This window comes from Xenorhabdus sp. XBWT, from assembly GCF_059072735.1.
Map to the genome: position 1 here is coordinate 2,284,665 of NZ_CM180990.1, position 23,962 is coordinate 2,308,626.

Consider the following 23,962-nt stretch of genomic DNA (forward strand, 5'->3'; position numbering starts at 1 on the left):
CAAGCAAAGAAGCTGCCCAAAACATTCTCCGCTCAGGAATTGCCTCTTACTCTATAGTATTAGACATGTTTTCCGCCAATCACAACGTTGGAAGGTTCACACTCTGGAACATTGAGTAAACATTTGGACGAGAAATATTTAATTTTGTGATAATAACCAATATATAATATCTGTATATGGGATTGATGCCTTGATGGATTCCAGGCCTCACGTGATAAGTGAGACTTATTTTGATTGATTACTGACTAAACTTCACTCTTGACAATGTCTTTGATAGAAAAAGGATGAAACTTAACCGTGACTTCACTATTTGTTATAGCCAATGTTGGATTCGGTAATCTTTCATTATTTCCTTTAGGGTGACTTTCCTTTGTATGAAAACCCTCAGGCAGAGGATCTGGAAGCAATCTGTAAGCTTCATCCATAAGTTGCTCTGGCTGTGTTGGCAGAACAAGTTCAATATGTTCCCACCCTTGGTGAATATATTGTTTTTGACTCGGATAAGGCAATTCAACACAATCAATCCGCCAGCCAAGTAAGATTATTGATTGTTCCAATTCAAACAAACAGATTGGTCGTCCATTAATAATGCTTTCAGACATCAAATGACCACATTGTAGAAAACCCCAGCGCCAACGCTCTGCCAGTGAAACTTGATTACAACGCAGTGAAATATGATCTGCGGGATATTGCGCAAAATCCAAACCAGAATCTTCGCCAAATTGTTTTAATTTTTGCGCAAACACACCCAAATCAGCAGCTAAATCCTGCAATTCAGGAACTGTTGAAAAATGAATCATTTTATTCTCATTAAAAAAACCATCAAAATCGTTCTCTCCCCCTGCAAAACATAACCTAAGTAATGTTAAATGGCGAAGAATCGACTGAAAGGCAAACTGAAAACGAAAAGTAATACCACCACCAGCGGCTGATAGTAGCATGCAGGATACTGAATATGATATAAACCCCGTTATTTTCTCATAACCCACGCGTGTGAAAGCATGTGCATAATTCAAATGCAGAAACTTTCGTGCGTAACTTAAGGTAACACGGTGAATATTCAAGGCATTCTTTCAGAAAAAATCAGCCACGCGCTGATTGCAGCTGGTGCTCCAGCCGACAGCGAAGCTCACGTCCGTCAATCTGCAAAAACTCAGTTTGGTGACTACCAAGCGAATGGTGTCATGGCGGCAGCTAAAAAAGTGGGCATGCCACCCCGACAATTGGCAGAAAAAGTCGTTAGCTTTCTGGATCTGCAAGGAATTGCCAGCAAAGTTGAAATTGCAGGGCCGGGCTTTATCAATATTTTTCTGGATAAAAGCTGGATTTCGGCCAATATTGAATCAGCGCTGAAAGACAAAAAACTGGGTATCGCGCCAGTCGAATCTCAAACCATTGTTATCGATTATTCTGCACCGAATGTTGCCAAGCAAATGCACATTGGCCACATTCGTTCTACTATTATTGGCGATGCGGCGGCACGTACCCTTGAATTTCTGGGGCACAAAGTCATTCGCGCCAACCACCTTGGTGATTGGGGAACCCAATTTGGTATGCTGATCGCCTATCTGGAAAAAATCCAGAATGAAAATGCCAGCGATATGGCTCTCGCGGATTTAGAAGAATTCTACCGTGAAGCCAAGAAGACTTACGATGAGAACGAAGAGTTTGCCGTTCGCGCCCGTAATTACGTAGTAAAACTGCAAGGTGGTGATGAATATTGCCGTGCAATGTGGCGCAAACTGGTTGATATCACTATGTCACAAAATCAGGAAACCTATAATCGCCTGAATGTCACCCTGACTGAAAAAAATATTATGGGTGAAAGTTTGTATAACGATATGCTGCCAGGTGTCGTTGCAGATCTGAAACAGAAAGGCCTTGCTGTTGAAAGCGACGGCGCTACCGTGGTCTATCTTGATGAATTCAGGAATAAAGAAGGCGAACCAATGGGAGTTATCATCCAGAAAAAAGATGGTGGCTACCTTTACACTACAACAGATATTGCCTGTGCCAAATACCGCCATGAAGTTCTGCATGCCGACCGCGTCCTTTATTATATCGATTCACGCCAGCATCAACATTTAATGCAGGCATGGACGATTGTTCGCAAAGCCGGTTACATTCCTGAATCTATGTCACTTGAGCACCATATGTTCGGCATGATGTTAGGCAAAGATGGCAAACCTTTCAAAACCCGCGCCGGCGGTACAGTAAAGTTGTCTGATTTATTGGATGAAGCCATTGAACGTGCGCATACCCTGATCCGTGAGAAAAACCCGGATATGCCTGAAGATGAACTGAAAAAAGTCGTTCAAGCTGTTGGTATTGGTGCGGTGAAATATGCTGATCTTTCCAAGAGCCGTACCACAGACTACGTTTTTGACTGGGACAACATGCTCGCATTTGAAGGCAATACCGCACCTTATATGCAATATGCCTATACCCGAGTAAACTCTATCTTTAAACGTGCGGAAATTGATGAAAGCAGCCTGACACAACCAGTCATTCTGAACGAAGAGCGTGAGCAAGCTCTGGCAACCCGTTTGTTGCAATTTGAAGAAACGATCACGACTGTTGCCCGCGAAGGTACACCTCACGTAATGTGTGCTTACCTGTATGATTTGGCTGGCTTATTCTCTGGTTTCTACGAACATTGCCCAATCCTGAATGCAGACAGCGAAGAAATGCGCCAAAGCCGTCTGAAATTGGCTCTGCTGACAGCAAAAACCTTGAAACAAGGCCTTGATACTTTGGGTATTCAGACTGTAGAACGGATGTAATAACCTTTTGCTAAAACTGGCATGACTTTTCGTGCCAGTTTTCCTGCCTACCCAATATTTTCTCCCTCTTTTTATATTTCTAATAAATAATCGGAATGAAAAAGATTGAACACATAAAAACAATGTTGACACAAAGAAAAGAAGAATCTGATCACGCTGAATGTTTAAATGAATTATGTCGGCAAGAAAGACGGAAGTGATGCCGCTCAATAAATAATTGGGCGGCATTTAACAAAAGTTTGATCAGCTAAATAATTAGTTCATTCCCCGAAGAGCAAAATCTTTAAATCGAAAACCCATCAAAGCCAATGCAACAAAATAACTACCTGCGCCAGCAATCACAACGCCCATTAATCGTAGCAGGCGCATCGCCATATTGCCCTGCTCCCACGCTGGCATAAACCACAATACCGTCAGTAATACGCCGACCATAACCAATATCGCCACAACCAATTTCAACAGAAATCCACTCCACCCTGCCAATGGTTTGAAGATATCACGTTTACGTAATTGCCAATAAAGCATAGAGGCATTAAAACAGGCAGCCAGACCGATAGAAAGCGCCAGCCCTGCATGCTTCAATGGGCCAATAAAAACAAGGTTCATTAACTGAGTCAAAATCAGGGTTGCAATCGCAATCCTAACCGGCGTTTTTATATCCTGGCGAGAATAGAAACCCGGTGCGAGAACTTTAACAACAATCAATCCCATTAACCCAAAGCAGTAAGCGATTAATGCCCGCTGAGTCATTTCTGCATCAAAGGAAGAAAAATTGCCGTATTGAAAGAGTGATACAGTTAATGGTTCCGCCAAAATACCTAATGCTACTGCACAAGGTAATGCCAAAAGAAAGCAGAGACGCAAACCCCAATCCATTAATTTTCTATATTCTTCATGATTTCCACTGGAAAAACTTTTTGCCAGTGAAGGCAGCAAGATCGTTCCTAATGCTACCCCCAAGACTCCAGAAGGCAATTCCATTAAACGGTCGGCATAATACATCCACGAAACCGAACCTGAAACCAGAAATGAAGCAAAAATAGTATTGATGATCAAGGAAATCTGGCTAACAGAAACCCCTAAGATCGCCGGTCCCATCTGGCGTATAACACGCCATACACTGCTGTCACGAAAAGAAACCCTTGGTAATACCAGCATGCCTATTTTTTTCAAATGAGGAAGCTGGTAAGCCAATTGCAAAACCCCACCGGCAACGACCGCCCAACCCAATGCCATGACCGGCGGATTACAGTAAGGTGCAACAAACAGTGAGAAGACGATCATACTGAGATTGAGCAACGTTGGTGCAAAAGCGGGGACAGAAAACCGATTCCATGTATTGAGGATTGCTCCTGCCAAAGACGCTAAAGAGATCAAAAAAATGTAGGGAAAGGTAATTCTCAGCAGATCATGGGTTAAGGCAAATTTATCCGGTGTATCCGTGAACCCCGGAGCCGTCACATAGATAACCCAAGGTGCAGCAATCACCCCGATTATTGTGACTATCGCCAGAATCAATGTCAGCATTCCTGACACATATGCGATAAACGTACGTGTTGCTTCATCTCCCTGCTGATTTTTGTATTCAGCCAGAATAGGCACAAACGCTTGAGAAAAAGCGCCCTCAGCAAAAATACGGCGTAGCAAGTTCGGCAGCTTGAACGCAATAAAAAAAGCATCTGTCGCTACACCAGCACCAAATATGCGGGCAATGATAGCATCTCGAATAAAGCCCAGAACGCGCGAAAACATCGTCATTGAGCTAACCGCTGCCAGTGATTTAAGTAAATTCATGGTGTTATTCTAAAAAGTGATTTTTATGAAATGAACATAAAAGATGTAAAGCTATCACCAAGATGTCATAAACGTGGTAGATAAAACATTCCGGTGAGATAGCAGCCGTGTTTCAAGTCTAACAGACAAAAATTATGTCTACATTGGTTATATAACTATAGTTTCATAAGCTACAAACTTATAAACCCGTCTTTCCCCACATATCATCAGTCAGTGATGTCAGTACATGGTCTTGCCAGATACCATCAATCATCAAATAATTCTTGGCATAACCTTCCCGTTCAAATCCTAATTTCTTGAGGAGATTTCCACTGCGGTGATTATGTGGCATATAGTTGGCCATAATCCGGTGCATTTTCTGGTGGCGTTGCATATAACGAATGGCAGGCTGCAACGCTTCATACATCAAACCCTGTCCCTGCCATTTTTCGCCCAAAGAGTAACCCAGATAACAAGAATAAAATGCTCCACGCACAACATTCGTGAAATTAGCAACCCCTATCACCTCATTTTCATCAGGGTCTAACAGTAAAAAATTAAATGCAGCCTCTTGTCTTTGCAGCTCGGCAAGATAACTCAATCTATTTGTCCATCCTGAAGGTTGATAAAAACTACCATCCCTTGTGGGTTCCCATGGTTTAAGAAAATCTTTATTTTCCGCATAATATTCAGCCAATCTATAGGCATCACGTTCATATACCAAACGAACAATCATCCTATCAGTCATAAAGCGAATCTTAGGCGATGCAGAACGATAACCAAACATGCCTTCTCCCGATCTTTACCTTGAAAAAATCCTCAATAATTTAGCTCTTATAAGAGTTTTTATCACCGTCTCACGATAAAAAAATATCATCTATACTCCTCTATCTTAAGGATAAAATTCAGTCCAGAATAACAAAAATTTATATTTATTTTTTCATATTTTGATGGTGCGAAATGTCATTAGTTTCACAAGCTCGTAGCTTGGGTAAATATTTTCTTTTATTCGACAATTTATTGGTTGTTCTGGGATTTTTCGTTGTTTTTCCCTTAATTTCAATTCGTTTCGTCGAACAACTTGGCTGGGCTGCCGTCATTGTCGGCTTTGCACTGGGTATGCGCCAATTTGTGCAGCAAGGGCTTGGCATTTTTGGCGGGGCTATTGCAGACAAATTCGGTGCCAAGCCAATGATTGTTATCGGAATGTTATTACGCGCATCGGGTTTCGCCATGATGGCAATGGCTTCCGAGCCTTGGATACTAATCCTTTCCTGTGTTTTATCAGCATTGGGCGGAACTCTGTTTGACCCCCCACGGGCAGCGCTGGTAATCAAGTTAACCCGTCCCCATGAGCGCGGTCGCTTTTATTCATTATTATTAATGCAAGATAGCGCAGGTGCTGTAGTCGGTGCTCTGCTAGGAAGTTGGTTGCTGCAATATAATTTTGATGTTGTCTGCTGGATTGGAGCAATAATTTTTGTACTGGCGGCACTATTTAATGCATGGTTTTTACCTGCATATCGCATATCAACAACCCGAACCCCCATCAAAGAGGGTATGAACCGAGTCATTAAAGATCGCCGGTTCTTTTACTATGTGCTGACATTAACTGGTTATTTTATTCTGTCGGTACAAGTCATGTTAATGTTTCCGATTATTATCCATGAAATTTCCGGCACACATACTGCCGTTAAGTGGATGTATGCCATTGAAGCTGTGATTTCTCTGACATTGCTTTATCCTATTGCCCGCTGGAGTGAAAAATATTTTCGACAGGAACAACGCCTGATGGCCGGGCTGTTTTTAATGAGCCTCTGTATGTTCCCAATCGGTTGGGCAGATCAACTGCATCTCTTGTTTGGCCTGATTTGTCTGTTCTATCTGGGCATAGTGACAGCAGAACCTGCACGTGAAACACTCAGTGCTTCACTGGCTGATCCACGGGCCCGTGGTAGTTATATGGGGTTCAGTCGACTGGGGCTGGCGCTAGGAGGTGCATTGGGCTATACCGGCGGCGGATGGCTTTATGACACAGGAAAAACCTTGAATATGCCACAATTACCATGGATTTTGCTGGGTTTGACAGGATTAATTACTATTTATGCTCTTCATCGTCAATTCAATCGGAAAAAAATTGAACCCATCATAATGAGTCAGCCTTAACCATGTAATACATAAATCATGTAATAAATAGTGTAAGATCTACCCGTTGAAAATAAAAGGAGACAAGATGAGACAGTTTTTATTAGGAGTAGTATTGATACTGGTAGGGTTAGTCAGTGGCTGTGACCAATTCAAAGAATTCAGCATCAACGAAGGCCTACTCAATGAATATTTATTAAAAAGAGTTCATTATCAGAAGCAAATTAGCCTTCCCGGTGCAGCCAAAGCCAATATTACACTAGGGGATTTAACCAGTCAGGTCGGCCGCAAAGATCCAGAAAAAATTGAACTGTCCAGTCAGGCAAAAATTCAGTTAATCACTTTATTGGGTAATGTCCAAGCTGATATGAAACTTACTATCAGAGCTAAACCGATATTTGATGCAGAAAAAGGGGCTATTTTCATTAAGGGACTGGAAATTGTAAACTACCAGACAACACCAGAAAAAGTCGCCGCTCCAATTAAGGTGTTAATTCCTTATCTGAATACTTCTTTGAGTGAATTTTTTGACACTCATCCTGTTTATGTCTTAAACCCAGAAAAAAGCAAGACTGAAGCAGCCGCATCAAAATTAGCCAAAGGTTTGGCAGTTAAACCGGGTAAATTAGTTATTGACTTGGCTGATAAATAATTTTTATTGTCAATGAAATAATAAGAGCCAGTTACTAACTATAATTGGCCCTTATTTGATCCACAATCTACCAATAATTTCGTCTATTTAAATAGTTACCAGCCTGATAAAGTGACATTGTCACTCAGATTCAAGTTCTTCACGCAACGCTTGCAGTGCTTCACGGGTAACAATTGCCAATGTTCGATAAAAACTGCTAGTTGCATGAGCTTCCACTTTACCGAGAAACTTTCCGCACCAAGGCAGTAAGTATTCATCAAACAAAGTGATTTGGGCTTGAACTTCATCTTCTGCTGCCTGATCTTCCAACCATGACGCAGCCAATAACAAAGAGCCAAATTGATCAGCCGGTGCATCAGACAAAGGCATACCCCGCTCTGCTAAAAACTGACGCACTTCACTTTCTTTTTCATCCGTATAATCAGTACGGCAAGCTGCAACACTTGCTGACTCTCCGGTAAACAGGGCGTGATAATCCGCTTCGATAACCGACAATTCACTGTTTTGCTGCAATCGCTCCAATAACTCATCCTGCTCCAAAGGCCATGCTTGTTTCAATTTTCCATCTGCAATCATGGTAATGAGGGGTTGCAGAACAGGATCTTGTGGTGCCCGATTAAATAACGTTCCCAAAATACGACAAACAATAGAAAACTCGTTCATAACTTCATCCAATCCCAATAACTTACCTAAATAATGAATTCAGTTATTGTCCCTAATCGTCTGCCTTGCTGTAAAGCGGCTTGTTAATAACCGCTGTTAATATCAACGAGACCAAAAGGTTGCTTACCATTTTCCATCCGTCGGATATTTTCGCAAATAGCATCCATAGCCTCATCAGGAATGGTATTTGCTGCAATATGCGGAGTTATATTAATGCGAGGATGAGTCCAGAAAGGATGTAAATTTGATAATGGTTCTTCGGCAAAGACATCAAGGGTCGCACCAGCAACATAACCTTTATCAATTGCAACCAGCAAATCCTGCTCGACGAGTTGAGCACCGCGTGCAATATTGATTACATATGAACCCGATTTTAACTGACTGAATAGTGAAAGATTAAGAATACCACGAGTTTCCGTTGTATCTGGCAGGATATTAATCAGCACCTTACATTCAGAAAGAAAATCGCCCAATTGCTCTTTTCCGTAAAAACTTTCGACGTTATCAATTTGTTTTGGCGTTTTGCTCCAACAACGCACATGAAAATCAAACCCCTTCAGTTTTTCGATAACGCTGCGCCCTAAAACGCCGGCACCTAAGACGCCAATAACAAAATCCTTTCTATTGTGTCGAGCCAAAGGTTTCCAAAGACGCTGTTCCTGATATTGCTTATATTCATCCATGCGACGGAAATAGTGTAAGACTGAAGTCATCGCATATTCCTGCATCTGCTGCGCCATTCCGGTATCTTCAAGACGTATCAGCGGAACGCTCGCAGGTAGTGTGCCGGGTTTTTTCAACTCTTGCTTGAGAACGGAATCGACACCCGCTCCGAGTACAAATAGACCTTTTATCTCCTGATGATTAGCCAACATTTCATAAGGAGGAAGCCAAACTAAAGCGTAATCGGTAGGAGCATTATCACCACGAACCCATTGCCGAACTTTAGCTTCAGGTAACCTAGCCTGTATCCCCTGAATCCATTCATCAGCATTAAAATAAGGGTGGAAGAAAATGATGTTCATAAAATCTCATTCCTTTTTGTTTTTCCGATAGGGTCAACCTATTGCTTGGAGGTTGCAAGCCTCTGATGTAAAGGAGTGAATGAAAATATTGATAATGTTATCTGGTTAACATATTTTTCATGATTCGTTGCAAAAAAAAGAGGGTTCCCTTCCTTCCGTAATTGACTGCCAAGCGCACAAATTGTTTTTTATTTGTCTAATCAGTCAAAAAGCCAGAAAAAATACTTATAAGCATGTTGACGCCCGCCCTGCTTTTCCCTATAGTAGCGCCCCGTTGCAACGGTGAACACAATCTGAATTCCTGTGGCAACAAAATATGGTGAGGTGTCCGAGAGGCTGAAGGAGCACGCCTGGAAAGTGTGTATACGTGAAAACGTATCGAGGGTTCGAATCCCTCCCTCACCGCCATATTCTATAAGAGAGCCTGAACAAAACGCTCAGGCTTTTTTAGTGCCTTAGAAGGCAAATAGGTATCTTCTATAAAGATATTGAAAAACAAAATTCGGTGAGGTGTCCGAGAGGCTGAAGGAGCACGCCTGGAAAGTGTGTATACGTGAAAACGTATCGAGGGTTCGAATCCCTCCCTCACCGCCATATTCTATAAAAAAGCCTGAACATATGAACTGACCCCAAAAAGTTGGACATTTTAGTTAAGCGGCATGTAAGGCCTGATTTCGATATTCTATCGGAGTTAGGCCTTTTAATTTCACCTTAATCCGTTTTGTATTGTAATATTCGATGTATTCTTCTATCTTTTCAATCAGTTCATCAGCATCTTTAAAGTACTGTCGGTGATACATTTCTGTTTTGAGTAAGGCAAAAAAGTTTTCGGCCATCGCATTATCCAAACAGTTCCCTTTCCTCGACATACTTTGCTTAATATCTTTATCAGCAAGTTGTTTTTGATAAGCCCTATGTCGATATTGCCAACCTTGATCACTGTGAATGAGTGGCTTAGCGTGAGCATCTAGCCTCTCTAATGCCTCTTTTAGCATTTCAGTCACTAAAGGCAGACTCGCCTTTTTCGCCACGTTGTAAGCGATAACCTCTTGATTAAATAAATCAATAATAGGTGATAGATAAACTTTTTGTTCATTCACTTTAAACTCCGTCACATCCGTTACCCATTTCTCATTCGGTTTTGTCGCGTGAAAATCTCTTGCTAACCAATTCGGTGCTGTTTTACCCACTTCTCCACGATACGAACGATATTTCTTCGGCCTTACCGTGGATTTTAGGTTTAATTGTCCCATTAATCGTTGTACTGTCTTGTGATTGATTTTAAAGCCATTTTTTCTCAATGCTAAATGAATGCGACGATAGCCATAACGACCTTTATGCTCATGATAAATAGTCTTAATCATCTCTATTTCTTGTTCATAAGCACGCGTTTTTTTAAGCGCTTGACACTGATAGTAAAACACGCTTCTTGCAAGATTAATGGCACAAAGTAAGTGCTTTAATGGATATTTCTTTTTAAGAGCTAAAACAATTAACGCTTTTTCTTTGCTCGTTGGCGTTTCTTCTGTTCCAGCCCCTCTAACTTTTTTAGGACAGCATTTTCTGCACGTAAATAAGCTAATTCTTCTTTAAGTTCCTCAACTGTCATTTCGTCATCAGACTTCGGCGGAATTTTAGGTCGTGATTTCATTGGGGGTCTTCCTCGCTGAGGACTTTCAAGCCCTTTGATACCTGTTTCATTATACTTATCAAGCCAGACTGATAAGGTACCCGGGGTCGTTAAATTGAGAACTGCGCTAGTGTGAGTGAGAGACCAATCATTTGTCCACATTAATTTCAAAGCATGGAGTTTTGTTGCAGCACAAAGAGAGTGAGGCGTTGGCAAAAAAGCGTTATCACCATGAATGGCAACAACTTGAGACCAGTATCGAATTTGTCGAGAAGAGATTGAATATTCCGCTGATAGCTTATCCGATGCGTTACCTGCTAGACATCGTTTAGCAATCATGATTTTTAGTTCACGACTATATTTAGACATAAAAAACCCCCAGTCATTGGTTGTCCAACTATTGGGGGTCACTTCAATATGTTCAGGCTTTTTTATTTCTATGTTTTGCCACATACTTCGGATTCTCTCAGACATGTTTAATTTAGCAAACTGAGATTAATTTAATAAGAATTCTTTCAAAAATGGCACCAATAACTCAGGTTTTTCTTCATGGGGTGAATGCTCCGTAAAAGGAATATTTAGCAAGCAAGAGTGAGGAACCTGATCGGCTAATTCCGCTGCATGGATACGTGAAACCAATCTATCGTTATCTCCCCGCACTACCAATAATTCACCCACTATTTTACGAATAGTTTGATTGGGATAACCGCTCTCTTTGGTATCTGTCCACATAGGGACAATACTATCAATCAACTTGTTGAAATCCGCTTGCGGGTTCAATCTATGGTAACTGTTATAACTGTCAGGTAGCATTGCGCGCCAGCCTTCAGCCGTTACACTCTTAAGTATCTCCTGCATCGGATCATCTTCTTGTAATGTACAACCAGCGCCAATGACCACTGTTTTATCGACGGGGATGATACCTGCCGCAGCCAAGCGCAACGCAACAATTCCGCCATCGCTATGAGCAATAATGCTGAATTTTTTTAACCCTAAGTGTTTGATCACCGCTTCTACATCTTGTTGAAGGCGTTGATAGGTCAAGTTTCCTTGCCCTAAAGTAGACTTCCCCTGCCCACGGCTATCTATGCCGATGAGCTGGTAGGTATTTCCAAAGTCACCCACTATTCGGTTAAATGTCTCAATGTCACTTAATCCGCCATGCAAAAAAATTAGTGGATAACCATTTGCCTTACCTCGGATTTCATAATAGATATCCGCACCATCAATCTCTAAATAACTGCCATCTTGATGATTAAAACCGAACATACACATTATCTCCTTCATTTGCCTTAATCCAAAGGACACACTCGAATAATATGACCGTCAGGATCTATTACAAGGAAAGTGCGACCAAAAACATCAGTGTAAGGTTTTTGCTTAATTGCAATGTTTGGATTCTTTTGCCACTTTTCAAAGAGTTGATCGACATTTTCTTCGGACGGTAACATAATGCCAATTTCCGAAAATCGCGGAACAGCACTATCAGGTTTTTCTCCCCCACTCCAAATAGCAAAAATGGCTTCTTTATCTGCGGGAAATGCCACATAACGCGGACTGGAAAAGATTGGTTCAGCATTGAATAAGGTTTTATAGAAAGTTGTAGAACGCTCAATATCAGAGACATAAACCAATTGAAGATTAGGTTTAACGAAAGCAGAAATTTCTCTCTCAGCATGTTCAGCCTTTTCAACCACCGCCTTGAGCCTCGATACTGTTACCACCAAATCTTGGGTCACCTGTTTGAAGAAACTTTCCGCTTGAATACTGGGGACATTGGTTTCAGGCTCAAAAGAAACAGTGACCTGAATACGCTCCGCCATATTGTTTTCATCAGTCAGAATTTGATGACAAAAAGTTAACATTCCCATCTGCGGGACATTAACCTGATCAGTAACCTCTTTATTTATTTCAATATTCGCAAGATAAAAGCGGATTTCAGGCATGTCACTTAATGTCATCCGACTATACTGCCCTGTCCTAATTTCCCCCTCGAACTTAAAATATTCGAGATCAATTTCCCATTTTTTCCGTAAATCAAAATCGACATAATGAGCCCAAATTTGTGAAGGTTTGGCGCTCACTGATGTAGAAAAAGTTAGGATTAGCATAAAAAAACTCCAACAATTATAAACTGACTTAAAATACCAAGAGTCCGCAGAGTAACAACTGGGGATGTCAGTTTCTGTCAGTAGTCTTTTCATGAAAAATATTATGATTGACTCGGTATGTTTTCCGTTTCCCGCCATTCTTTCAGTAATGACTGTCTTGAACGCGGATAACTTTGTTTTTCAATATGCAAACAAATCATCCTATCCGATCTAAAATGGCGTATTGCTTCCCGTAATTCACACCAACCAATGACGATACTGATATTTTCAAAATACCCTAACGCAAATGGCCATATTGTTCTTTCAGATGAGTTGCCTTTCAGATCCAGATAAGAAAAAGTGATTTTGTGCCTGTTATTAATAGATTGACGTATTTGCCGGATATCAATAGAAGGTTGAATTTTTGTAGAAGCAGACCCGACCAATAATGAACTCGTTTCTAAAAATTGTTTAAGTTCTTCTGGAATTACCGCTGCAATTTTACTGATTGCACTATTGGCAGATTGTTTTAACTGTGGATCTGTACGCTTAGATACCCAATTAGCCCCTAATACCAAGGCTTCTATTTCGTTTTGCGTTAGCATCAGTGGCGGTAAGACAAACCCCGGCCGTAAAACATAGCCTATCCCTGCTTCCCCTTCAATGACGGCGCCCTGAACCTGCAAAGTCGCAATATCCCGATAAAGTGTTCTTAAGCTGATATTCAATTTCTGCGCCAATACTTTTCCTTGTACGGGAAAATGATAACTACGTAAAATTTCCATCAGGGATAACAAACGCTGTGCCCTAGACAATTCATCATATCCTTAAAGTTAATCGACTAACTTCACAAAATTTATAAGACAATCATCACTTATTCTTACTATATTTTCAAATTGTCAGGAAACTGTAGTGACCTAATAATTCAAGACACTTTATAAACTGACACAATCGACATTCCTGCCCAGACGGTAGATCACTGAATTGTCCTGAGTGAGTTATTGTTCAATAACATTTCGTACTTTACTCAGAACAGTTCGTAAAGAATCTAAAATCAGGAATAACGAGCAAGGCGAAAGATATTTCTTTTTGATCTACTTTGAAAATTTACTTGATGTTATTTTATTTTTCCGAATCTGATTTAGATAAATTGATTAGAATTCCTAACTTAATATATTTATTTATCATATATGTAATTTTTCGCTCTTCAATAGTCAGGGAGTTTAGCAAGTTGCTTCTTCTAAAATTTTTACTCTGGCAAAGATATTGTAAATTTTAAATATCTCTATTTTACCATTCTTACTTTTTGCAATCTTTATTTAGGGATTTTAACAACCTCTGATAATGACTTATTGAAAAGATAAAATGAGCAAATAAAAGGCCACTAAGTAACACTTAGAATCCTATTCATTAATGATAATATCGCTATGAAGATCGATGAAAATACATGTAAACTCTTCATTGCCTAACGCTATTGATTTAGTAAGTTTATTTATTTTAATAACCTTGATATTTTATCTATAAAGGACTTATAGAAATATGACCATCTATAATCTAAAGCCATATTTTCAGAATCTATTACGTCCTATCGTGATTTTTCTACACAAACACGGAATTACCGCCAATCAGGTAACATTAGGTGCGATGTTATTATCAATCACGATTGGTTTACTACTGAGTTTATTTTCTTTCCCCGGCATCTATTGGTTATTGCCTGTTTTTCTCTTTATCCGTATGGCTCTTAATGCCATTGATGGTATGTTAGCAAGAGAACATCACCAAAAATCTCATTTAGGGGCCATTTATAATGAACTGGGAGATGTTATTTCCGATGTTGCTCTCTATCTCCCTTTCTGTTTTCTGCCTTATATCAACAGCGTAAGCCTGCTGGTGATTTTGTTCTTAACCATCCTGACAGAGTTTATTGGTATTTTGACACAAACCATTGGTTCATCACGACGCTATGACGGTCCAATGGGAAAAAGCGACCGCGCTTTTGTTTTTGGTACTTATGGGCTGATCATTGCCATTTTCCCTTCAGCCTTGAACTGGAACCACTATTTGTTCCCTTTTATGATTATTTTACTCTTGGTAACTTGCTGCCAGCGCGTGGTTAAAGCCTTGCATGAAATCAAGCTGTCTGAACAATCACAATCAAAATAAGCCTTAACATGACACAATCATCCTCTCAACGTATTGCCGAAGAGCATTATTTCACAACATCAGATCAGTCTTCCCTGTTTTACCGCTATTGGCCACAAGAACAGACTACTGCTGAAAAAGCTATTATCATTTTTCATCGAGGTCATGAACACTCAGGTCGAGTCCAACATGTCGTTGATGAACTCAATCTTCCTGATGTACCCATGTTCGCTTGGGATGCCCGTGGACATGGAAAGACAGAAGGAAAACGTGGTTATAGCCCCTCAATGGGAACATCCATTCGTGATGTCGATGAATTTGTAAGATTTATCGCCACTAAATACAATATTGAAATGAAAAATATAGTGGTGATTGGTCAGAGTGTCGGAGCCGTATTGGTATCGGTCTGGGTACATGATTACGCACCCAAAATTCGGGCCATGATCCTCGCAGCACCAGCATTTGATATTAAATTGTATATCCCTTTTGCTGTACAAGGGCTGCAATTAATGCAAAAAGCGCGGGGAGTATTTTTCGTCAACTCCTATGTAAAAGCAAAATTTCTGACTCACGATGAAGCACGCATCTCGTCTTATAATAGCGATCCCCTCATTACCCGAGAAATTGCCGTCAATATTTTGCTGGAGCTGTATCAAACCGCGGAGCGTGTAGTGAAAGATGCGAGCGCTATCACTATACCAACTCAGCTATTTATTTCTGGCAGCGATTATGTCGTTAACCCAAAACCACAACATAAGTTTTATCAACTGTTGAATACCCCGATTAAAGAAAAACATGTTATGACGGGGTTCTATCACGATACGCTGGGTGAAAAAGATCGCCATCTGGTCTTCGAAAAAATGCGTGATTTTATCGGGCGCATTTTTGCTATTCCTCACTATCAACATGATTATAGTAATGAAGATATCTGGGGCCATACCGCAAATGAATTCCGGGAATTAAGTCTGCCATTACCACATCTGTGTCCAAAAAACCTCGTTTATAAACTAATGCGTAAGGCAATGAGTACGCGCTGGGGAAAAGCATCCGAAGGTATTCGAATTGGTCTTGATACGGGTTTCGATTCTGGCTCCACATTGGATTATGTCTACCGCAATAAACCACAAGGCCAGGGAATTTGGGGGCGGATTTTAGATCAGCTATATCTCAGGAATAATATTGGCTGGCGCGGCATACGACAGCGCAAGATCAATATGGAAAAGTTAATCCGCCAGACCATTCTCTATCTGCATCAACAACATCAGCCCGTTCATATTCTCGATATAGCCGCCGGACATGGACGTTATATTCTTGATGCAATTAATGATTTTAGTAAAATTGACTCTGTTTTGTTAAGGGACTACAGCGAACTTAATGTTAATCAAGGGAAAGCCTATATCGAAGAACGTAATCTCACTGATAAAATCAGTTTTGTCATCGGTGATGCATTTAATGCTGGCAGCATTGCATCCATTACCCCACCGCCAACATTAGGCATTGTTTCTGGCCTTTATGAATTGTTCACCGACAATACGCTGATTAGAAACTCCCTGAGAGGCCTTGCTGATGCTATCGAAGAAAATGGTTATTTAATCTATACCCATTGGATTTCAAGATGCAGCGCGACGGCAAGGAACAAATCCCCTGGAGCATAGATAACTATGTGACCGGGGTGAGTGAGCGCAGCCAACAAAGCTGCAACTTGAAAGACGACAGGTATATACCGGGCAACCCTGGCATCCACAGCTTGAGATGATCGCACGTGTTCTATCCAGTCATCGTGAAAACCAACCGTGGATTATGCGTCGACGCACGCAAAGCGAAATAGATGCAATGGTGGAAGCAGCTGGTTTTGAAAAAATGTATCAATTAACTGACAACTGGGGAATTTTTACTGTATCGATTGCCAAAAGAGTCTACCGTTGAGAATAATTAGCATGAAACACCTGACAAAACGCCCCTATGATAGCCGGCGACGATTGTGGCTAACAGCCTGTGTGTGGTTGTTATTTCTGGCACCGTTTTTTTTTCTCACTTATGGGCAGGTCAATCAGTTTACTGCGCAAAGAGATAATGTGGATGTTGTGGTGTTCAGTTGGGAACAGCATATTCCTTTTTGGCCATGGATGATTATTCCTTACTGGAGTATCGATCTGTTATATGGAATATCCCTATTCATATGCACCAGCCGCCGTGAACAATGGATGCATGGCTGGCGATTAGTGACAGCATCACTTATTGCCATCCTCGGATTTCTGCTATTCCCGCTGAAATTTTCGTTTTCCCGCCCTACGACTGAAGGTATTTTTGGATGGTTATTTGATCAGCTAGAATTGTTTGACTTGCCCTACAATCAAGCCCCTTCATTGCATATTGCCCTGCTATGGTTACTCTGGTTGCGTTATTCCGAACACCTGCATGGATATTGGCGTGGCTTGCTGCATGTTTGGTCTTCCCTGATTGCATTATCGGTTCTCACCACATGGCAGCACCATTTTATTGATGTAATCACTGGCTTTGCGGTAGGTGTTTTAACGAGTTATCTGTTACCGATTTTACATCGTTGGCATTGGCAACCAAGCCAGGATCGTTATGCCCGAAAGCTAGTTGTCTATTATGCCGTAGGCAGTTTGCTATTCACACTGATGGCATTTGGGTCAGGCGGTATTTTATGGATGCTATTGTGGCCTGCTATCTCATTATTGATTATCTCTCTCGGCTATGCGGGATTAGGAAGTTCAGTTTTTCAAAAACAATCAGATGGCCGAATGTCACTCTCTGCTCGCTGGTTAATGGCACCATACCATTTGGGAGCCTGGCTCTCTTATCGTTGGTTCCGGCGTAAGTGCGCGCCCTATAACCAAATTGTGGAAGGCATTATTCTCGGTAGTTTGCCATGCCAATCAATTATCACATCAGCCAATGTAACCAGTGTATTTGATATGACGGCCGAATGGCACCAATGTTCTTATCGCTATGCCGGGCACAATCATACTTATCCGCAAAACTATGCCTGCCAGCCGCAAATCGACTTACTGCCATTGTCCCCCGAAGCGCTGAAAACGGCAGTTGATACATTGGATAATTTGCATTCCAAAGGAAGAGTATTCATTCATTGCACACTCGGATTGTCCCGCAGTGCCATGGTTGTTGCGGCATGGTTACTGAAACGGCATCCTGAATATGATATTGTCACTGTTATAGATATTCTGCGCCAAGCCAGACCGCATATTACTTTTAGGCAAGGCCATTTGGATGCCCTTGTCCAATGGACAGAATGCTACCGGTACCGGAAAACATAAGACTGTTCCTGCAATTAGGGCTAATTTTGTTATTTATATTGATAAGATGAGAATAACAATCAGAATTTTCCGGCACTACCGCAAATCACAAATTAGCATAATCAGTATTAAAAACATTCAATTTTAAATACAGGACAGCTTTCTATTTACGCTGCATTCACAAAACCACCTTGGTTATTTGATTTTTATTTCGCCAAGGCTAACCTATTAGTTAACTTTTTGACATATAACACCTTTCAGGTCTGGTAAAAACGATATGCTGACATCACTTTTTTCAGACTGTCATCGACATCTTATTTTTGGTTTTTATTTCAATGAATACTCGTAAAATTAAGGGGATACGTCCATTTAGTGCGTTTATTGACTCATGTTGGAAGGAGCCTTACTCTTTTTCCCGTTTTATCAAAGATATCATCGCTGGGATTACCGTGGGCATTATTGCCATCCCACTGGCAATGGCTCTGGCTATCGGCAGCGGTGTTGCTCCGCAATATGGTCTGTATACCGCAGCTATTGCAGGCATTGTTATTGCTCTCACCGGAGGCTCACGTTACAGCGTTTCCGGACCAACCGCTGCTTTTGTCGTGATCCTTTACCCGGTTTCACAGCAATTTGGCCTGAGTGGATTACTGATTGCAACACTCATGTCAGGCATTATTCTGGTCATCATGGGGTTAGCGCGATTAGGCCGGCTTATTGAATACATTCCCTTGTCTGTCACTCTTGGGTTTACTTCCGGTATTGCAATCACTATTGCCACCATGCAGGTGAAAAATTTCTTTGGCCTGACTCTGGAACGTGTACCGGAAAATTATATTAATAAAGTCATGGCGCTCTTTCAGGCTTTCCCTTCTCTACAACTAAGCGATACCCTCATCGGCTTCACAACCTTGCTGGTCTTGATTTTCTGGCCAAAGTTGGGATTAAAGTTACCCGGTCACTTACCCGCCCTGATTGTCGGTACGGGTATTATGGGTCTTATGCACTTACTGGGTCATGATGTGGCAACGATCGGCTCATCATTCAGCTATATGCTGGAAGATGGCACACAAGGTCAGGGTATTCCCCCTATCCTTCCCCAACTTATTTTGCCGTGGAATTTACCGGATACCCATTCTTTCGATATCAGTTGGAATACCGTATCAGCATTACTGCCTGCCGCATTTTCGATGGCAATGTTGGGCGCCATTGAGTCACTGTTATGCGCCGTCATTCTGGATGGCATGACCGGCAAAAAACATCACTCCAACAGTGAACTATTGGGTCAGGGAATGGGGAATATCGTTGCCCCTTTCTTTGGCGGGATCACGGCCACTGCGGCCATTGCCCGTTCAGCCGCCAATGTCCGTGCAGGCGCAACATCACCCATTGCGGCAGTTATTCACTCTCTGTTGGTATTACTGACGTTGCTGGTTCTCGCACCGATGCTCTCGTATCTTCCGCTGGCGGCTATGTCAGCTATTTTACTGATCGTCGCTTGGAATATGAGTGAAGCCCATAAAATTGTCGATCTCATTCGCCGTGCCCCTAAAGATGACATTATCGTCATGCTACTGTGCCTGTCCCTGACCGTTTTGTTTGATATGGTCATAGCGATCACAATCGGCATTGTGCTGGCCTCACTTCTGTTTATGCGCAAGATTGCCAATATGACCCGCATCAGTACATCACCTTTAACGAACAGCGATAAAGGATTGCTGGTTGTAAGAATCAATGGCCCTTTATTCTTTGCTGCCGCAGAACGCATTTTTGCTGAGCTGAGAGAGAAAGGCGCTGATTACCACACCATTATTATACAATGGGATGCCGTACCCGTGCTGGATGCCGGCGGCCTGAACGCCTTTCAGGGGTTTATCCGGGATATCGGGGGAGAAAAACATATCGTTGTGTGTGATATCCCTTTCCAGCCCTTAAAAACATTGGCCAGAGCCAAAATAGTTCCCATTGAAGGGCAATTGAGTTTTTATGCGACGTTATCCAAGGTGCAGAAAGAAATGGAAATTGCTTAATCTAACAGCCCGCCTCAGGATGAAAGTTTTAATAATTAATCCCCAATTTCTTTAAGCGTGAGATCAAGGTTGTTGGGTTTATTCCCAACAACCTTGCTGCGCCGTTATCACCAAAAATTTTCCCTTTACATTGTTTCACAGCAAGGGAAAGATTTTTAATTTCCAACGCCTTGAATTGTTCTATAGTCAGCACGCCTTCGGTTTGTTGATGTTCATTGTGAATATCCTGACGCGGAATCTTAGGTTGCTGTTGATCTTGCTCTAACAAATATTTAAAGGAAACAGCTCCTTGCCTTGCCGTAATCAGCGCCCGTTCGATGACATTTTGCAGCTCACGGATATTACCGGGCCAGTCATATTGCTGAAGTTCCAAAATATGCTTTTGTGAAAATGGCAGATACTTAATTTTACGATTATCACAAATCAGCCTGGTAAAATGTGTCACCAAAAGCGGAATATCTTCCTTACGGTCACGTAAGGCAGGGGAATGAATCGGAAAGACATTTAAACGGAAATACAGATCTTCACGAAAGCGTTTGTCTTTCACATCTTCTTTTAAATTGCGGTTGGTGGCGGCAATAATCCGCACATTCACATGCCGCGTTTTTTCTTCGCCAACCCGTTCAAAGGTGCCTTCCTGCAATACCCGCAGCAGTTTACTTTGTAACTCTGGTTGAATGTCGCCAATTTCATCTAAAAATAATGTGCCCTGATCTGCCAATTCAAAACGACCGATACGGTCACGCACAGCGCCAGTAAACGCGCCTTTGACATGCCCGAAAAATTCACTTTCAAACAATTCCGAAGGAATGGCGGCACAGTTGACCCGAATAAGTGGTTGCTGTTTACGGTGACTGGATTGGTGAATAGCACGGGCAATCAGTTCCTTGCCTGTACCGGATTCACCATAAATCATCACGTTGGCATCCGTGGAGGCGACGACCTTGATTTTTTCTATAATCTGTAAAATAGAGACACTGTTGCCGACAATTTCATGGTATTTATTTTCCTGTAAAATTTCTTCCTGTAAATATTCGTTTTGCTGTTCCAGCCGACTTTGCAAATCTTGCAGTTCTTCAAGGGCATGAGTCAATTGTTTTTCGGTATTCAGCCGATCGGTAATATCACGGAATACCACCACAGCACCAATAATTTCACTGTCACGGATCACGGGGGTACTGGTAAATTCCACCGGAAAGCAACTACCGTCACGCCGCCAAAAAATTTCCTGAATACCTTCATACACAATACCGTCATGTACCGCTGCGTAAATCGGGCACTCCTCAACAGGGTAATGATCACCATTTTCATGGGTATGATGATGAATCTCATGAATATTATTACTCAGCACATCTTCCGGTTGCAGCCCCAGCATTTTAGCCCCGGCAGGATTGATAAAAGTGCACAAGCCTTGCTTGTTGATACTGTAAATACCGTCACCGACTGAACTCAGTAATAAGTGTTTGCCTGTATCGGAGTCGATAAACAGTTCTTGCAAGGCTTGCCATTCTTTTAAATCTGTACGGATGGCTTTATCGGTATTTTTTTTAAGTTGACGAAGTTCTAACTCTTTAACATCCACCAGCGACCATATCAGCAATGTCTTGTTTTTGTAGGGCAATGAAATGGAAGTGATCTCTAACTGAATTTTTTCACCCTGTTTATCAAAAGAACATAGCTCATTGCTCCAAGCCCAATCATTTTCCAGCGCTTCTTCGGTAAATGCCAGCAGGTGTGGCAATTGGCTTAAATGACCAAAAATGGAAGTGACTGTTTTTTGAGTAATTTCATGACGTTCATAACGCAATAATCGAGTGGCACTGATATTCACATCAATAAACTGGTTTTGATGTGGGTCCAGCACAATTAATGCCTGTGAGGTGTGTTCAAATACCAGCGGGCGAATCGAGTTTTCAGAAGTGACCCAATCCGAAATAAAATCAGTTGCATTCATGTTATTCATCATATTCATATTATGAAGTTTCATAGTTGAGACTATAAAAATTCATAATACTACGGAAAATCATAGCATCCCAGCAGTTCCATTTATATTAATAAAAATATTTTATGTGAATTTTAACTCTATTTTTCAAATAGATAAATACAACCACCCTGCCCTGAAATATAACTTGGCATAGCTTTCGCAATAACCTTTTGCAATAAGACCGAAAGACGACAGATCGATTCATTCCAAAACAACATTGAACTAGGAGCTGTTATGCCAAAAGTTGATATCGAACAATATAAAGATGGCGATTTTCTTGTTGATTACGAAGAAAAAGTGTTTGAGGACGTCAAAGCACAGCCGGGTGAAAAAGCCTTGTTGACTTTCCATACCGTTGCATTTGAAGGGTCAATCGGCCTGATCAATGTGTTACAGGCAAAGCGTTTATTGCGCAAGGGCTTTGAAACCAAAATATTGCTTTACGGCCCGGGTGTGCAATTAGGGGTTCAACGTGGTTTTCCAACTTTAGGGGCTGAGGCTTTTCCGGGTCATTTGGCCGTCAATAACCAATTGAAAGCCTTTATGGAAGAAGGCGGCGAAGTCTATGCCTGCCGTTTTGCGTTACAAGCAATGTATGGTCAAACCGAGAAAGCACTTATTCCGGGAATTCGCCCGATTAATCCATTGGATGTGATGGATTTAAAACTACTGATGCGTCGTGAAAATGCCTTAATTATTGATACCTGGACTGTTTAAGTAAGCACAAACTCATAAGGGGAATAAGACATGAACCGAATCATTAAAGCTGCCGCAGTGCAATGTAGTCCAGTACTTTACAGCCAAGCCGCAACAGTAAAAAAAATCTGTGACATTATTTTAGAGCTTGGAAAACAAGGTGTGCAATTTGCTGTTTTTCCTGAAACCGTCGTGCCTTATTACCCTTATTTTTCCTTTGTACAACCGCCATTTGCTATGGGAAAAGAGCATTTAAAGTTGTTGAATGAATCAGTGGTTGTCCCTTCCGAAACAACGCTGGCGATTGGTCAAGCCTGCCTTGAAGCCAGCATGGTGGTATCGATTGGCATTAATGAACGTGCAGGCGGGACGATTTATAACGCACAACTGTTATTTGATGCCGATGGTTCAATCATTCAGCATCGCCGCAAAATTACGCCAACTTACCATGAGCGCATGGTCTGGGGTCAAGGTGATGGCAGTGGCCTGCGGGCCATTGACTCCGCAGTGGGACGAGTTGGTTCGCTGGCATGTTGGGAACATTACAACCCGTTGGCACGTTTTGCCTTGATGGCAGATGGTGAGCAAATTCATGCGTCCATGTTTCCCGGTTCGCTGGTAGGACAAATTTTTTCCGATCAAATCAGTGCAACCATTCAACACCATGCGTTAGAGTCCGGCTGTTTTGTGGTCAATGCCACTGCATGGCTGCATCCTGAACAGCAGCAACAAATTATGCAGGATACTGGCTGTCACATCGGGCCAATTTCAGGGGGATGCTTTACCGCCATTGTTTCTCCTGAAGGCAAGTTCTTAGCTGAACCGCTCACGCAAGATGAAGGTTATTGCATTGCCGATCTGGATCTTAGCTTGATTGATAAACGCAAACGCATGATGGATTCAGTGGGACATTACAGCCGCCCCGAATTGTTCAGCTTATTGATTGATCGCCGCCCGGCAAATGTATTGCACGAACTGAAAATTGAAATACCGGCTCAAAATCATCTCGAAAAAGATTCAAAACTTAATGAAACCCAGATCTGAACCGTATTGATTAAACCCAAGTAA

Annotated in this window: 19 protein-coding genes, 2 tRNA genes and 2 pseudogenes; 12 read left to right on the forward strand and 11 right to left on the reverse strand. The window is 41.7% G+C overall.

From position 1 onward, the window contains the following. Positions 1–245 precede the first annotated feature (245 nt). Complete coding sequence (locus AC5JQI_RS10195; protein WP_493912069.1) at positions 246–1,064, reverse strand: VOC family protein; 819 nt, start codon at positions 1,062–1,064, stop codon at positions 246–248. Here AC5JQI_RS10195 and argS point away from each other — a divergent pair. Then, entirely contained in the window at positions 1,053–2,783 is a 1,731-nt protein-coding gene (argS, locus tag AC5JQI_RS10200; RefSeq protein ID WP_493912070.1) for an arginine--tRNA ligase, read from the forward strand. The two genes, AC5JQI_RS10195 and argS, sit on opposite strands and share 12 nt — an antisense overlap. Before the next feature lie 255 nt (positions 2,784–3,038). Here argS and murJ read toward each other — a convergent pair whose 3' ends face one another. Both murJ and rimJ read right to left on the reverse strand, forming a co-directional pair. After that, entirely contained in the window at positions 3,039–4,577 is a 1,539-nt protein-coding gene (gene murJ / locus AC5JQI_RS10205; RefSeq protein WP_493912071.1) for a murein biosynthesis integral membrane protein MurJ, read from the reverse strand. A 178-nt stretch (positions 4,578–4,755) separates the two neighbouring features. Continuing rightward, positions 4,756–5,343: a ribosomal protein S5-alanine N-acetyltransferase gene (gene rimJ, locus AC5JQI_RS10210; RefSeq protein WP_323854003.1), complete on the reverse strand. Its 588-nt coding sequence runs from the start codon at positions 5,341–5,343 to the stop codon at positions 4,756–4,758. A 173-nt stretch (positions 5,344–5,516) separates the two neighbouring features. Here rimJ and mdtH point away from each other — a divergent pair, with 173 nt between their 5' ends. Then, positions 5,517–6,722 carry a multidrug efflux MFS transporter MdtH gene (gene mdtH / locus AC5JQI_RS10215; RefSeq protein WP_493912072.1) on the forward strand — a complete coding sequence of 402 codons (1,206 nt, stop codon included), beginning with the start codon at positions 5,517–5,519 and terminating at the stop codon, positions 6,720–6,722. 67 nt (positions 6,723–6,789) lie between these two features. Next, positions 6,790–7,353 carry a lipoprotein gene (locus tag AC5JQI_RS10220; RefSeq protein ID WP_493912073.1) on the forward strand — a complete coding sequence of 188 codons (564 nt, stop codon included), beginning with the start codon at positions 6,790–6,792 and terminating at the stop codon, positions 7,351–7,353. Between the two features lie 120 nt (positions 7,354–7,473). On the opposite strand, the gene AC5JQI_RS10225 is transcribed toward AC5JQI_RS10220, so the two are convergent. Together AC5JQI_RS10225 and ghrA are read right to left on the reverse strand one after the other, a co-directional pair. Next, a complete protein-coding gene (locus AC5JQI_RS10225) occupies positions 7,474–8,016 on the reverse strand; it encodes a TorD/DmsD family molecular chaperone (RefSeq protein ID WP_493912074.1) in 543 nt (180 codons plus the stop codon). 83 nt (positions 8,017–8,099) lie between these two features. Next, on the reverse strand, positions 8,100–9,041 hold the full coding sequence (ghrA, locus tag AC5JQI_RS10230) for a glyoxylate/hydroxypyruvate reductase GhrA (protein WP_493912075.1): 942 nt from the start codon (positions 9,039–9,041) through the stop codon (positions 8,100–8,102). Positions 9,042–9,359: 318 nt separating this feature from the next. On the opposite strand from ghrA, the gene AC5JQI_RS10235 reads away from it, so the two are divergent. Further along, positions 9,360–9,449 (forward strand) — tRNA-Ser (locus tag AC5JQI_RS10235). A gap of 96 nt (positions 9,450–9,545) precedes the next feature. Beyond that, positions 9,546–9,635 (forward strand) — tRNA-Ser (locus AC5JQI_RS10240). Between the two features lie 56 nt (positions 9,636–9,691). Here AC5JQI_RS10240 and AC5JQI_RS10245 read toward each other — a convergent pair. From AC5JQI_RS10245 to AC5JQI_RS10265, 5 genes are all read right to left on the reverse strand, one after another. Continuing rightward, entirely contained in the window at positions 9,692–10,624 is a 933-nt protein-coding gene (locus AC5JQI_RS10245) for an IS3 family transposase (RefSeq protein ID WP_493914656.1), read from the reverse strand. Further along, entirely contained in the window at positions 10,534–11,040 is a 507-nt protein-coding gene (locus tag AC5JQI_RS10250) for a helix-turn-helix domain-containing protein (RefSeq protein WP_493912076.1), read from the reverse strand. The genes AC5JQI_RS10245 and AC5JQI_RS10250 overlap by 91 nt, the downstream gene beginning before the upstream one ends. Before the next feature lie 126 nt (positions 11,041–11,166). Then, on the reverse strand, positions 11,167–11,940 hold the full coding sequence (locus tag AC5JQI_RS10255) for an alpha/beta fold hydrolase (RefSeq protein WP_493912077.1): 774 nt from the start codon (positions 11,938–11,940) through the stop codon (positions 11,167–11,169). 23 nt (positions 11,941–11,963) lie between these two features. Next, positions 11,964–12,782: a VOC family protein gene (locus tag AC5JQI_RS10260; RefSeq protein ID WP_493912078.1), complete on the reverse strand. Its 819-nt coding sequence runs from the start codon at positions 12,780–12,782 to the stop codon at positions 11,964–11,966. A 101-nt stretch (positions 12,783–12,883) separates the two neighbouring features. Continuing rightward, positions 12,884–13,576: a helix-turn-helix transcriptional regulator gene (locus AC5JQI_RS10265; RefSeq protein ID WP_493912079.1), complete on the reverse strand. Its 693-nt coding sequence runs from the start codon at positions 13,574–13,576 to the stop codon at positions 12,884–12,886. Positions 13,577–14,300: 724 nt separating this feature from the next. On the opposite strand from AC5JQI_RS10265, the gene AC5JQI_RS10270 reads away from it, so the two are divergent. From AC5JQI_RS10270 to dauA, 5 genes and pseudogenes are all read left to right on the forward strand, one after another. Then, positions 14,301–14,924, forward strand: a complete 624-nt coding sequence (locus AC5JQI_RS10270) for a CDP-alcohol phosphatidyltransferase family protein (RefSeq protein WP_493912080.1) — start codon at positions 14,301–14,303, stop codon at positions 14,922–14,924. 8 nt (positions 14,925–14,932) lie between these two features. Beyond that, positions 14,933–16,509: pseudogene (locus tag AC5JQI_RS10275) on the forward strand (bifunctional alpha/beta hydrolase/class I SAM-dependent methyltransferase); the annotation flags it as partial. A 110-nt stretch (positions 16,510–16,619) separates the two neighbouring features. Beyond that, positions 16,620–16,829, forward strand: a pseudogene (locus AC5JQI_RS10280) (class I SAM-dependent methyltransferase family protein); the annotation flags it as partial. Positions 16,830–16,840: 11 nt separating this feature from the next. Continuing rightward, positions 16,841–18,205: a phosphatase PAP2/dual specificity phosphatase family protein gene (locus AC5JQI_RS10285; protein ID WP_493912081.1), complete on the forward strand. Its 1,365-nt coding sequence runs from the start codon at positions 16,841–16,843 to the stop codon at positions 18,203–18,205. Between the two features lie 314 nt (positions 18,206–18,519). Then, positions 18,520–20,214, forward strand: coding sequence for a C4-dicarboxylic acid transporter DauA (gene dauA / locus AC5JQI_RS10290; protein ID WP_493912082.1), 1,695 nt, complete (start codon positions 18,520–18,522; stop codon positions 20,212–20,214). 28 nt (positions 20,215–20,242) lie between these two features. Here dauA and AC5JQI_RS10295 read toward each other — a convergent pair whose 3' ends face one another. After that, positions 20,243–22,186: a sigma 54-interacting transcriptional regulator gene (locus AC5JQI_RS10295; RefSeq protein WP_493912083.1), complete on the reverse strand. Its 1,944-nt coding sequence runs from the start codon at positions 22,184–22,186 to the stop codon at positions 20,243–20,245. A gap of 246 nt (positions 22,187–22,432) precedes the next feature. Here AC5JQI_RS10295 and AC5JQI_RS10300 point away from each other — a divergent pair, with 246 nt between their 5' ends. Next, a complete protein-coding gene (locus AC5JQI_RS10300; protein WP_010845689.1) occupies positions 22,433–22,915 on the forward strand; it encodes an MSMEG_0572/Sll0783 family nitrogen starvation response protein in 483 nt (160 codons plus the stop codon). A gap of 30 nt (positions 22,916–22,945) precedes the next feature. Beyond that, positions 22,946–23,938 carry a Nit6803 family nitrilase gene (locus tag AC5JQI_RS10305; RefSeq protein WP_493912084.1) on the forward strand — a complete coding sequence of 331 codons (993 nt, stop codon included), beginning with the start codon at positions 22,946–22,948 and terminating at the stop codon, positions 23,936–23,938. The last annotated feature ends 24 nt before the right edge of the window (positions 23,939–23,962 follow it).